The sequence below is a fragment of the Pseudalkalibacillus sp. SCS-8 genome (assembly GCF_040126055.1).
Classification (GTDB): Bacteria; Bacillota; Bacilli; order Bacillales; family Fictibacillaceae; genus Pseudalkalibacillus; species Pseudalkalibacillus nanhaiensis.
In genome coordinates this window covers 2,582,977-2,596,090 of the sequence record NZ_CP143541.1, presented here as the reverse complement: position 1 = coordinate 2,596,090, position 13,114 = coordinate 2,582,977, and the positions used below count along the sequence as shown (strand labels likewise).

At 43.2% G+C, this 13,114-nt stretch carries 10 protein-coding genes and 2 tRNA genes; all 12 read left to right on the top strand.

Going from position 1 to position 13,114, the window contains the following annotated elements; all coding sequences use genetic code 11:
• Nucleotides 1-74 precede the first annotated feature (74 nt).
• The 12 genes from V1497_RS13530 to yihA all read left to right on the top strand — a co-directional run bounded on the left by V1497_RS13530 (nucleotide 75) and on the right by yihA (nucleotide 13,019).
• Nucleotides 75-1,157 (top strand): GerMN domain-containing protein, encoded by a 1,083-nt coding sequence (locus tag V1497_RS13530; RefSeq protein WP_349408064.1) that lies wholly within the window; start codon nucleotides 75-77, stop codon nucleotides 1,155-1,157.
• A gap of 146 nt (nucleotides 1,158-1,303) precedes the next feature.
• The gene (gene rph / locus V1497_RS13525; RefSeq protein WP_349408063.1) at nucleotides 1,304-2,047 is read left to right on the top strand and encodes a ribonuclease PH; all 744 of its coding nucleotides are present in this window, start codon (nucleotides 1,304-1,306) and stop codon (nucleotides 2,045-2,047) included.
• Nucleotides 2,048-2,059: 12 nt separating this feature from the next.
• Nucleotides 2,060-2,656, top strand: coding sequence for an XTP/dITP diphosphatase (locus V1497_RS13520; RefSeq protein WP_349408062.1), 597 nt, complete (start codon nucleotides 2,060-2,062; stop codon nucleotides 2,654-2,656).
• Nucleotides 2,657-2,681: 25 nt separating this feature from the next.
• Entirely contained in the window at nucleotides 2,682-3,197 is a 516-nt protein-coding gene (locus tag V1497_RS13515; protein WP_349408061.1) for a metallophosphoesterase, read from the top strand.
• 79 nt (nucleotides 3,198-3,276) lie between these two features.
• Nucleotides 3,277-3,350, top strand: a tRNA-Gly gene (locus V1497_RS13510).
• Between the two features lie 279 nt (nucleotides 3,351-3,629).
• Nucleotides 3,630-3,706 (top strand) — tRNA-Arg (locus V1497_RS13505).
• Nucleotides 3,707-3,873: 167 nt separating this feature from the next.
• The gene (locus tag V1497_RS13500; protein WP_349408060.1) at nucleotides 3,874-4,941 is read left to right on the top strand and encodes a hypothetical protein; all 1,068 of its coding nucleotides are present in this window, start codon (nucleotides 3,874-3,876) and stop codon (nucleotides 4,939-4,941) included.
• A gap of 98 nt (nucleotides 4,942-5,039) precedes the next feature.
• On the top strand, nucleotides 5,040-6,335 hold the full coding sequence (gene tig / locus V1497_RS13495; RefSeq protein ID WP_349408059.1) for a trigger factor: 1,296 nt from the start codon (nucleotides 5,040-5,042) through the stop codon (nucleotides 6,333-6,335).
• Nucleotides 6,336-6,658: 323 nt separating this feature from the next.
• Nucleotides 6,659-7,936 carry an ATP-dependent protease ATP-binding subunit ClpX gene (gene clpX / locus V1497_RS13490; protein ID WP_349408058.1) on the top strand — a complete coding sequence of 426 codons (1,278 nt, stop codon included), beginning with the start codon at nucleotides 6,659-6,661 and terminating at the stop codon, nucleotides 7,934-7,936.
• A 335-nt stretch (nucleotides 7,937-8,271) separates the two neighbouring features.
• The gene (gene lonB, locus V1497_RS13485) at nucleotides 8,272-9,939 is read left to right on the top strand and encodes an ATP-dependent protease LonB (RefSeq protein WP_349408057.1); all 1,668 of its coding nucleotides are present in this window, start codon (nucleotides 8,272-8,274) and stop codon (nucleotides 9,937-9,939) included.
• A 183-nt stretch (nucleotides 9,940-10,122) separates the two neighbouring features.
• Nucleotides 10,123-12,441 carry an endopeptidase La gene (gene lon, locus V1497_RS13480; RefSeq protein WP_349408056.1) on the top strand — a complete coding sequence of 773 codons (2,319 nt, stop codon included), beginning with the start codon at nucleotides 10,123-10,125 and terminating at the stop codon, nucleotides 12,439-12,441.
• Entirely contained in the window at nucleotides 12,438-13,019 is a 582-nt protein-coding gene (gene yihA / locus V1497_RS13475; protein WP_349408055.1) for a ribosome biogenesis GTP-binding protein YihA/YsxC, read from the top strand. The genes lon and yihA overlap by 4 nt, the downstream gene beginning before the upstream one ends.
• Nucleotides 13,020-13,114 lie beyond the last annotated feature (95 nt).

Here is a 13,114-nt window from a genome sequence, read left to right as displayed (position 1 = left end):
TTAGAACAAGGTTGGTCTAATTGGACAGATGGCTCGTATATATAGTAGTACAAACCACTGTAGGAGGGAATGGAATGAGGAAAAAGCAGAGAAGAATGATATTCGTCTCTCTTTTAACAGGCCTTTTAGTTGTAACATCTGGATGTGGACTGTTAACGGAAGAAACTAATAATGAAATTGATCCGCCACAAGAGGTCATCTATGATGAAGGAAGTTCGATCGAAGATGCTGAGCAAGAAACCGATGCGGCAGTTGGCGGTAAGGATGCTCCTGCAGGTGCAACCGAGACTCAACAGCTACAAGTTTACTTAGTCGATAAGAACGGGTTGGTCGTTCCTCAAACAATGAATTTGCCTCTGTCGGAGGAACCTGAGAAACAAGTTGTCGAGCACCTCATTCAGGATGGGAAAGTGTCGAATCTGCTCCCGAATGGAATGCGTGCAGTACTCCCGGCAGGAACGGAAGTTTTGGATGTCAATGTTGATCAAGGAACAGCTGTTGTGGATTTCTCTGAAGAATTCAAGGATTATGCGGCTGAAGATGAACAGCGGATTCTCCAGTCACTCACCTATACACTTACTCAGTTTGATAAAGTCAGTGCAGTGAAAATCCGGATCAACGGAATCGACCAGAAGGTCATGCCTGTGAATCAAACACCGATCGGGGATAGTATGTCACGTGCTGACGGAATCAACATCGAGACGAATGGTGTAGTTGATGTTACGAATAGTGATACGGTCACCGTTTATTTCATCGGCCAAAACGATGACAACCAATTGTATTATGTACCCGTTACAAGGGTGGTTTCTTCTAAAGAGAACCTAGTAAAGTCCACGGTTGATGAGCTGTTGAATGGTCCATCCTACTATTCAGGCTTGCTTACAGACCTGCGAAGCACTGTTGATCTCGTAAGTGCACCAGTAGAAGAAGATGGAGTCGTTACACTTAACTTCAATGAAGCGATCCTTAGTGAAGAGAAAGGGACTGCCATTTCAGATGCCGTACTGAATTCCTTAGTGCTGTCCTTGACGGAAATCGCGGGTGTTGAAAAAGTGTTGATTAAGGTCAATGGGAAGAGCGAAGTCTTGAAAGAGGATGGGAAGTTAATGACAGAGCCTGTTTCCAGACCTGTCAATGTGAACACAGTAGATTTTTAAATGAACAACCATACGAAATGTGTTACGATAGGAGAGGAGTGAGGCGGTTATTTTAGCCGCCTTTTTCCTATTTAAACGTACTTTAAATTCAAAACGAATGGGTCATACTAACCGATAGTGTCTGTAACATAGAGGAGGAATTGACAATGCGAACGGATGGAAGAGCAAAGGACGAATTAAGAAAGATACATATTGAAACGGATTATATAAAACATCCTGAAGGATCTGTCTTGATTTCAGTAGGGGATACGAAAGTCATTTGTACGGCGAGCATTGAGGATCGCGTACCACCATTCTTACGAAACCAGGGGAAAGGATGGATAGCTGCTGAATATTCCATGCTGCCCCGAGCAACTGAACAACGTAATATCAGGGAATCGAGTAAAGGGAAGGTTTCCGGCAGGACGATGGAAATCCAGCGTCTGATTGGAAGAGCGCTGAGATCAGTAGTCGATCTTGAGAAAATTGGAGAAAGAACATGCTGGATCGATTGTGATGTCATCCAGGCCGACGGAGGTACTCGCACAGCAAGTATTACAGGGGCATTCGTAGCAATGGCGATGGCGTTTCATCAACTTCTGGATCAAGGAACGATCAAGAAGATGCCAATCAAAGAATTCCTTGCTGCGACTTCAGTGGGCGTAGTAGCTGAACATGGGGAAATCCTTGACTTATGTTATCAGGAGGATTCCCAGGCACATGTTGATATGAACGTTATCATGACAGGTGCTAAGGAGTTTGTCGAGCTTCAAGGGACAGGAGAAGAGGCTACCTTCTCTTATAAACAGCTTCAAGCTATGCTTGAGCTTGCAGATAAAGGAATAAGTGAATTAATTGACTATCAAAAAGAAGCGCTTGGAGACATCCACCATCGTATTGGTGAAGAATAGGCGGGTATTTAAATGAAACAATTGATTATCGCTTCTCATAACGAAGGAAAAGTGAAAGAGTTCAGGAAGATGTTTGAGGGTTTCGGCCTAGACGTGGTTTCCCTAAGAGACCTTGATTACCATGAAGAAATTGAAGAAACAGGGTCTACATTTGAAGAGAATGCCACGATAAAAGCCGAAACGATATCAAAACAATTTAATCAGACCGTCATAGCGGATGATTCCGGCCTGGTCATTGATGCGTTGGATGGAAGGCCGGGTGTATACTCCGCCCGATATGCCGGCGAAGAGAAAAACGATGACGCCAATATGGATAAAGTGCTTTATGAATTGAAATCCGTTCATGAAGCGGATCGTACAGCGAGGTTTATTTCGGTTTTAGCAATTGCACAACCGGGGAAAGAAACAAGTATTGTCCAAGGGAAATGTGAAGGGCTTATTACAGAGGAGAAGATAGGAGATAACGGTTTTGGTTATGATCCAATCTTCTACGTTCCGTCTCTTGGCAAAACGATGGCTCAGCTTGAACCAGAACAGAAGAATGAATTGAGTCATCGTGCAAATGCGATGAAGGAATTACGGAACCGTTGGACAGATATCTTTTCGTAATGCCGATAAGGAGGTCCTTTCAGCAATGAGGATATTAGTCGTAAGTGATAGTCACGGACTGACGAGTGAACTTAAGGAAATTCAAGAGTTACACCGGAACCAGGTTGATGTTATGGTTCATTGCGGTGATTCTGAACTTCCTTCGGATCACGAACATCTTTCAGCGTTCCACAATGTACAAGGGAATATGGATCTGGGACACGATGAATTTCTGAATGAAGCACTCATCGAAGAGCAGGGTTATCGGATATTTGTCACCCATGGTCACTTATATAATGTGAAGATGTCCTATATGAACCTAGCTTATAAGGCCGAAGAATATGGAGCAGACTTCGTGTTTTTCGGACATTCTCATGTTGCTGAATCATTCGAAAAGAACGGCATCGTGTTCGTCAATCCTGGAAGCATTCGCCTACCAAGAGGTAGAATGGAAAAGACTTATGCGATTGTCGAGTGTCAGGATCGTTCGAAAATCCGTGTACGCTTCTTCGAGGTTGGCGGAGATGAATTGACAGATCTATCAAAAGAATATCAGGTCTAATGGAGAGGACTCACGACCAAAAAAACCGTTGACATTTTATCAGAGATGCGATATATTAGTTATTGTCGCTGATCGATGTGCGGGTGTAGTTTAGTGGTAAAACAAGAGCCTTCCAAGCTCTGGTCGTGGGTTCGATTCCCATCACCCGCTCCATTAATTCTCAATATGTCCCAGTTGCTAAGCACGCTGAATTAGCTTCTAGGAAATTTCATCAGCGTACCGATTGAGAGTCGTCATGAAGAACAATCTGAAATCGGGACGACGAGACAACAGATTTTCACAAAGTTTTTTATTTTACATGTCCCAGTAGCTCAGCAACGAGCGATGCATCATGAACAATCAACGAGTTGTCCTGACGCATTCGCATCTAGGTTGTTGCATGTAGAGAAAAGGACAGGATCTTTTAAAAAGCTTTATATTATTATCACTCATGTCCCAGTAGCTCAGCAGGATAGAGCAACAGCCTTCTAAGCTGTCGGTCGGGCGTTCGAATCGCTCCTGGGACGCCATTCCATTACATAATCACGCTTTCTTCATCTTTTGTTGAAGAAGCGTTTTTTTATTTATGGTGGATTTTGTTTATACTAGTGTAAAGACAGTTTGAGAATAAAATTTGTTTTTAATTTGCTAAACTGCTAAACTTGCTGTAATGATGGTAAAAAGCGGGGAGATTGTTTTGGAAAAACACCGTAAAGGGCAGCATGACGGTAAAATCGTTTATTTCCCGAACCTCACAGGAAAGCTTGTGAATAAAGGAATGTCAGCCCTGAAACAGAAAAAATTCAAGGAATCATTGGATTATTTTGAACAGCTGCTCGGAATGGATCCTGAACATCCGCAGGGTAATGTGGGTGTGGTCTTAAGCCTTGTCGAGTTGGGGAGGTTGAAGGAAGCCAAGGAAAAATGTGATGAAGTGCTGAAAAAAGACATTGGAGATTACTATGATGTCTTGCAGATATACATATCTATCTTGATTCAGCTAGGGGATTATGAAGAGGTCGTCGAAATCCTGGAGGCTGTCATCCAAGAACAAAGCCTGCCTCCACAAATGGCGGAAAATTTCTATCAGCTTCTATACTTCAGTAGAAAAATGGCAGAAGAAGATTCTGAAGAAGGTGTCGTTTTCAGCCAGAGGGCCAAATCCATTTCTGATAAGGAGCTCGAACATCTCTCAAATCAGCTTCAGTCAGAGGATTCCAAGCAACAGTGGCAAGCGGTACAGTCCATTGAATCACCCGACGAGCCGACAATCCGGAAAGAGCTAATCAAATATCTTACATATCCTGAAGCAAATCCTTCATTGAAGACCATTGTCCTCCAAATGTTGAAGGAAAGCGTCACGAACGATACCATACTTGTACATAAATTCGGACGATCGATGGAAGTGAAGCCGAACGAACTACATGATATACCCGATGGACAGTTTTACCGATTGGTCAAAAAAATCATCGTCCACCAATTGGAGCAAGACAATCCAACCTTATTGGATATGGCAGTCCAAATATGGGATCATTATCTGTTTATGATTTATCCGTTCCAGCCGGAGCCGTTAAACGAGCAGTTATGGGCTGTAGCTGTATTGGAAGTAGCCCATCGCTTGAATGGTATCGAGTTTGATGGAGATGAACTACAGGTGGCTTTCTCATTAGAAGAAAAAGCCATTGAAAATGTAGTGGAGAAGATCATGGAAATTGAACAAATCTCCATGAAAGATTTGGGTGTGAACGGTGATACACCCAACTAGTTGAAAACCAATGCGCATGTGTTATAATGTAGTGGTTGTAAACTCATTCGAACGTAAATGAAGTTTTTAAGAAGATAAATGTTGGAGGGAAGTTAGTCATGAGTGCAAAATGGGAAAAGCAAGAAGGCAATCAAGGTGTATTGACCATTGATGTTGACGCTGAGCGTGTCGACGAAGCATTAGACCAAGCGTTCAAAAAGGTCGTAAAGAAAGTGAACGTACCTGGATTCCGTAAAGGGAAGGTACCTCGTTCAATGTTTGAAAAGCGTTTTGGAGTAGAGGCACTTTACCAAGATGCTCTCGACATCCTACTGCCTACAGCTTACAGCCAAGCTGTTGAAGAAACAGGAATCGAGCCTGTTGACCAGCCAGATGTTGACATTGAGCAAATGGAAAAAGGCAAAAACTTGATCTTCAAAGCAACAGTTACGGTCAAGCCTGAAGTGAAGCTTGGAGACTACAAAGGTCTTGAAGTAGAAAAGCAGGATACTGAAGTAACAGACGAAGATGTTCAAAACGAATTGACTGAAATGCAAAAGAAACATGCTGAACTTACTGTCAAAGAAGAAGGTAAAGTAGAAAATGGCGACACTGTTGTCATCGACTTTGCTGGATATGTTGACGGTGAAGCGTTTGAAGGTGGAACTGCTGAGAACTATTCACTCGAAATCGGTTCTGGATCTTTCATCCCTGGATTTGAAGAACAGCTTGAAGGTGAAGAAGCAGGTGCAGAAAAGGACGTTGTCGTAACGTTCCCTGAAGAATACCATGCTGAAGAACTTGCTGGTAAAGAAGCGACTTTCAAAGTGAAGATTCATGAGATCAAGCAGCTTGAGCTTCCTGAATTGGATGATGAGTTTGCTAAAGATGCAAACGAAGAAGTTGAAACACTTGATGAATTGAAAGCGAAAATCAGAGAGCGCCTTGAAACTGAGAAGAAGACACAAGCTGAGAACGACATGAAAGATCAACTCGTTCAAAAAGCGACTGAAAACGCAGAAATTGATGTACCAGAAGCAATGGTAACTTCTGAACTTGATCGTATGATGAAAGAGTTCGACCAACGTCTTCAAATGCAAGGTATGAACCTTGACATGTACTATCAATTCTCTGGTACTTCAGAAGATCAGTTGAAAGAGCAAATGAAAGAAGATGCTGAAAAGCGTGTCCGCACAAACTTGACTCTTGAAGCGATTGCTGAAACGGAAAACATCGAAGTAAGCGAGGAAGAAGTTGAGGAAGAAATCACGAAGATGGCGGAAATGTACCAAATGGAAACAGACAAGATGAAGCAGATGCTTGCAATGCAAGGCGGGCCTGACCTTCTTAAAGGTGACTTGAAAGTCCGAAAAGCAATTGATTTTCTTGTAGAGAACAGCAAGTCTGTTGCATAATATATAGTAAGAACGTGAGACAAGGCGCGATTTATTTCGTGCCTTGTTTTATAACAAAAAGAAAAAAATCAGTTTAAGGGAATCGCTTTAAGGAAATATGACTATACTGATACATATCAGCTGAACTGTTGACGTTTAACTTATGACAAGGTTTATTGTTTTTGTTTTAAGGTCCTTCGTGATAAAATCGAATACATAATACTGCTTCTACTTAGAACGATTTGTTACTCCCGACATATTGTAAATGTTTCAATGTGTAAAAAACACATGATGACAAATAACTAAAGTAACAATTCATCCAAACCATTTTTAGGGGTGATTAGATGTTTAAATTTAATGAAGAAAAAGGACAATTGAAGTGTTCTTTCTGTGGGAAAACCCAGGATCAAGTCCGTAAACTGGTCGCTGGACCAGGTGTTTATATTTGCGATGAATGTATCGAGCTTTGTACAGAAATCGTGGAAGAGGAGCTTGGAACAGAAGAAGATGTTGAATTTAAAGATGTTCCAAAACCTCAAGAGATCCGTCAGATTCTTGATGACTATGTCATCGGTCAGGACCAGGCGAAAAAGTCGCTTTCTGTAGCGGTATATAACCATTACAAGCGTATCAACGCGTCTAAGAAGTCCGATGAAGTAGAGCTTGCAAAAAGTAACATCGCTATGATCGGACCAACAGGTAGCGGGAAGACTTTGCTTGCTCAAACATTAGCGCGTATCCTGAACGTCCCATTTGCGATTGCAGATGCTACTTCTCTTACAGAAGCAGGTTACGTTGGGGAAGATGTTGAGAACATCCTTCTGAAGCTGATTCAATCAGCAGACTACGATGTAGAAAAAGCAGAACGCGGAATCATCTACATTGATGAGATTGATAAGATTGCACGGAAATCCGAAAATCCATCCATTACGCGTGACGTTTCAGGTGAAGGTGTCCAGCAGGCCTTGCTTAAAATCCTTGAAGGAACAGTAGCAAGTGTACCTCCTCAAGGTGGACGTAAGCACCCTCATCAAGAATTCATCCAAATTGATACGACGAATATCCTCTTCATCTGTGGTGGTGCATTCGACGGTATCGAGCAAATCGTCAAGCGTCGTCTTGGTAAGAAGGTAATCGGATTTGGTACAGAAACGTCTGAAAAAGCTGACTTGAAGCAAGGTGAATACCTATCCAAGGTCTTGCCTGAAGATCTACTCCGTTTCGGTTTGATTCCAGAGTTCATCGGACGTCTTCCAGTTACAGCGAGCCTTACTCCATTAGACGAAGAAGCACTTGTTGAAATCTTGACGAAGCCGAAGAACGCACTTGTAAAGCAATACAAAAAGCTGTTGCAGCTTGATGAGGTTGAACTTGAATTTACAGATGATGCACTGAAAGAGATTGCGAAGCAAGCAATCGAACGAAAGACTGGTGCACGTGGTCTGCGTTCAATCATTGAAGGCATCATGCTGGATGTTATGTTTGATCTTCCTTCCCGAGAGGAAATCAGCAAGTGTATCATCACGAAGGAGACGGTTTCTGATAAAGTTACTCCTAAGCTGGTCTTGGAAGACGGAACAGTCGTTGAAGGAGAAAAAGAAACGCCAAAAGAAAGTGCATAATGCTCGTCAATACGAAGCATCCCTATCAAGGGATGCTTTTTTATTTGGGAGCGGGTGGTTGTCTATAATTTTAAAAATCGACGTATAATTTGTGAAATATGTCTATAATTTCTCAAATCGGGCTATAATTTTCAGATTTTACGTATAACCAGGCAAAATCGGTCTATCATCAGCGGCCACGACCAACACAGGTCCTGCTCAATAAGGAAAAAGAGCTGGACCATCCAGCTCTTCCTTTATAAAATCAGTGACTTCCCTTCAAATCTTGACGTTTAGTCCACCTCATGCTCGGAGATACTAGAGGATAATCATTCATACATACAGGAGGGGAAAGCATGAGTTGGACAGGCGTAGCATTAATCATCCAACTGTTTTTCGGCATCATCATCGGGCTTTACTTTTGGAATTTACTACGTAATCAACGGACCCAGAAAGTGTCGATCGATAAAGAATCTCGAAAAGAAATGGATCAATTGAGAAAGCTTCGGAGTATATCACTGAGTGAACCGTTATCGGAAAAAGTTCGTCCATCCAGATTTGATGAAATCATCGGTCAAGCCGAAGGAATCAGGGCGTTGAAAGCTGCATTGTGTGGTCCGAACCCGCAGCATGTTATCATCTATGGGCCGCCGGGGGTCGGTAAGACCGCAGCCGCAAGGATCGTATTAGAAGAAGCCAAAAAGAACGGTAAGTCACCATTCAAACCGACAGCTGTGTTCGTTGAACTGGATGCAACGACAGCACGTTTTGATGAAAGAGGAATCGCAGATCCCCTTATAGGATCCGTCCATGACCCGATTTATCAAGGGGCTGGAGCAATGGGCCAAGCCGGCATACCTCAACCAAAACAAGGCGCGGTCACGAATGCTCATGGCGGGGTGCTCTTCATTGATGAAATTGGAGAACTTCACCCGATCCAAATGAACAAGCTGTTGAAAGTTCTTGAGGATCGAAAGGTATTTCTTGAAAGTGCCTACTATAGTGAGGAAAACCATCAGATCCCTCAGCATATCCATGACATTTTCAAGAATGGTCTGCCTGCCGATTTCCGGTTGATTGGAGCGACTACCCGGACTCCAGAGGAAATTCCGCCGGCTATCCGATCGAGGTGTCTTGAAATCTTTTTCAAGGAGCTTTCCGCAGAGGATATCGTCCGAATCGCGAAAAGGGCAGTCGAAAAAATTAAGTTCACCATTGAAGATGAGGCTCTGCTATTGCTTTCCAAATATGCACGGAATGGCCGTGAAGCGGTCAACAGTGTACAAATTGCTGCAGGATTAGCGATCACGGAAGAACGGAAGGACCTTACAAAGGAAGATATCGAGTGGGTGCTGCATTCGAGTCAGCTTTCACCACGGATGGAATCGAAAATCCATGAGCTTCCTAGGATAGGATACATCAATGGATTAGCCGTATATGGTCCAAACACCGGAGCTCTTTTGGAAATAGAAGCAACCGTAATCCCATCGAAAGAAAAAGGCTCAATCATGATTACAGGAATCGTCGAAGAAGAAAGCATTGGAAGCCAAACCAAATCCATTCGACGAAAGAGTCTTGCGAAAAGCTCAGTCGAAAATGTGTTGACTGTACTCCGTAGGATGGGAGTACCGGCAAACAATTACGATATCCATATCAACTTTCCAGGTGGTGCGCCTGTTGATGGTCCATCTGCTGGGATTGCAATCGCGACAGCAATCTATTCCGCGATTAAAGGTGTAGAAGTCGATAACAAGATTGCGATGACCGGTGAAATCAGCATCCACGGAAAAGTCAAACCAGTCGGTGGTGTCTTTGCAAAGGTTACAGCAGCAAGCCAGGCAGGAGTGGAAACAGTTTTCGTTCCTAAAGAAAACAAACAATCCATCTTGAAAGAAATCCAAGGCATCGAAATCAAATATGTGGAGCATCTTGAAGAAGTTCTAGAGCATGTCTTCAAGGATAAGTACCATAAAGAAAGAATTGAAGAAATTGCTGCGCAAGAGTCCTCGCCAAAGGTTGTCTGAGGCGGGGGCCTTTCTTTTTGGGCTCCTTTTCTATGTGGGAATGCCACAATGGTTCGTATTGTATCTCATTAGACAAACAGAGGAAGAACGGGTAAAATTGATAAGATGAAATACCTATAAAGGCTTACATACATCATGAACCAATGATTTGGTTATTGAAATAGAATTTGGAGGTGTGTTTCTATGGCTCAGACAAGAGAAATACCGTTGTTACCGCTCAGGGGACTTCTCGTTTACCCTAGTATGGTTCTTCACTTGGATGTCGGTCGAAAGAAGTCGGTCCAAGCCCTTGAACAGGTGATGATGGATGATCAACAGATCTTTTTATCCACTCAAAAAGAAGTGGCCATAGAAGAACCAACGGAAGATGAGATTTACCCAATGGGAACGCTTGTGAAGGTCAATCAAATGCTCAAGCTACCTAATGGTACGATCCGCGTCCTAGTAGAAGGACTGCAACGCGGTGAAATCAAAGCGTTCGACGATCAAAAGGAATACATTGAAGTGAAAGTTGAAATGATTGATGAACGTCAAGAAGCAGATGCTGAAGAAATGGCTCTCATGCGAATGTTGTTGCAATATTTTGAGCAATACATAAACTTATCCAAGAAAGTGACAGCAGAAACCTTAGCATCCGTACAAGACATTGAGGAACCAGGGCGATTAGCCGATATTGTGGCTTCCCACCTGCCTTTGAAGATCAAACAAAAGCAGGAAATACTTGAAACCTTAGATATCAAGGAACGTCTTAATAAAATCATTAAAATCCTCAACAATGAAAAAGAAGTGCTTGGTCTTGAGAAGAAGATTGGCCAGCGTGTCAAGAAATCCATGGAAAAGACACAGAAGGAGTATTATCTCCGGGAACAGATGAAAGCGATCCAGAAAGAATTGGGGGATAAGGATGGTAAAGGCGGCGAGGTTTCCTCTCTGAAAGAGAAAATCGAAAACTCCCATATGCCTGAAAACGTCCAAAAGACTGCTCTCAAAGAATTGGATCGATATGAAAAGATGCCGCAGACATCAGCTGAAAGTGCGGTCATCCGTAATTACATCGATTGGTTGTTGAATATTCCATGGGTAGAGGAAACCGAAGACAATTTGGATATCAACCATGCGGAAGACATCCTTAATGAAGATCATTATGGTCTAGAGAAAGTTAAAGAACGTGTCCTGGAATACCTGGCTGTCCAGCAGCTGACGAATTCCTTGAAGGGACCTATCCTATGTCTCGTTGGTCCCCCAGGGGTAGGAAAGACCTCGTTAGCTAAGTCGATTGCCCGTACACTTGGGCGGAAATTCGTCCGGATCTCTCTTGGTGGAGTACGTGATGAGGCTGAAATCAGGGGACATCGCAGAACCTATGTCGGTGCTATGCCTGGACGGTTGATTCAAGGTATGAAGAAAGCCGGTTCCATCAATCCTGTTTTCCTTTTGGACGAAATTGATAAAATGTCCAATGATTTCAGAGGAGACCCTGCGTCTGCGCTGCTGGAAGTATTGGATCCTGAACAGAACAATACGTTCAGTGACCATTATATTGAAGAGCCATATGACCTATCCAAAGTCATGTTCGTGACTACGGCAAATAATATGGCGACCATACCAGGTCCATTGCTCGATCGGATGGAGCTGATCCATATTGCAGGATACACCGAGGTGGAAAAGCTTCATATCGCAAAGCAGTACCTTGTGAAGAAACAAACGAAAGCGCACGGACTGGATAAAGGAAAAGTTCAGATCAGGGATGAAGCAATCCTTAAGGTAGTCCGCCGTTATACAAGGGAAGCAGGCGTCCGGAATCTAGAACGCCAGATCGCCTCTCTTTGCCGAAAAGCAGCTAAGCAGATTGTCTCTGGTGAGAAGAAAAGGGTCGTCATCACCGACAAGAACATTGAAGATTATCTCGGCAGGCCGAAATTCCGTTTCGGGCAAGCTGAGGTTGAGAACCAGATCGGTGCAGCGACAGGATTAGCTTATACGACAGCAGGTGGAGATACGTTGTCGATTGAAGTTTCGGTATCTCCAGGAAAAGGGAAGCTCACATTGACGGGTAAACTTGGCGATGTAATGAAGGAATCTGCCCAGGCAGCATTCAGCTATATCCGGTCTCGCACGGAACAGTTGAATATAGATGGCGACTTCTCGGAGAAGAACGACATTCACATTCACGTGCCTGAGGGTGCGACGCCGAAGGACGGTCCTTCAGCAGGAATCACAATGGCCACAGCATTGATTTCCGCGCTTACAAATCGACCTGTTCGAAAAGAGGTCGGCATGACCGGAGAAATCACTTTGAGAGGCCGTGTCCTGCCGATCGGTGGCTTGAAGGAAAAGACCTTGAGCGCTCATCGAGCAGGCCTGAAGAAAATCATCATTCCTGAAGAAAATGTGAAGGATCTCGATGATATTCCAGAAAGTGTGAAGAAAGATTTGACGTTCGTCCCTGTCGCACATCTGGATGAAGTACTAAAAGAAGCATTGTTAGGGGATCAAGAATGAAAATCAATACAGCTGAATTAATCATCAGCGCCGTAAAAAAAGAACAATATCCAAATGACATGAAGCCTGAGATTGCATTAGCAGGGCGTTCCAACGTTGGAAAGTCTTCGTTCATCAACAAGATGATCAACCGTAAGAGTTTGGCGAGGACCTCTTCCAAACCTGGAAAAACGCAAACCTTGAATTTTTACCTGTTGAATGATTTCATGTATTTTGTTGATGTACCTGGGTACGGATTCGCAAAAGTATCGAAAAAAGAACGAGATGCATGGGGACGTATGATCGAACAATATTTGATGGAAAGTGAGCACCTTAAAGCGGTCGTTCTGCTCGTCGACATCCGACATGCGCCATCACAAGACGATCAGCTCATGTATGATTGGCTCAACCATTTCGAAATTCCGGTCATTGTCGTTGCAACCAAAGCCGACAAAATCCCAAAAGGGAAACATCAGAAGCACATGAAAACGATACGGGAAACCTTAGGGCTATCAAAAGAAGACATCGTTTTGCCATTCTCTTCTGAAACATCGTTCGGAAAAGAAAAGGTATGGTCCGCCATCCAAAAACATGTATAAATGCGAATTGAAGTGCTGTTTCGACGGCCTTCTCATGAATAAAACCTCCTAGTTATAAAAAACTAGGAGGTTTTTGTACTTTCATGTAGAAAGGT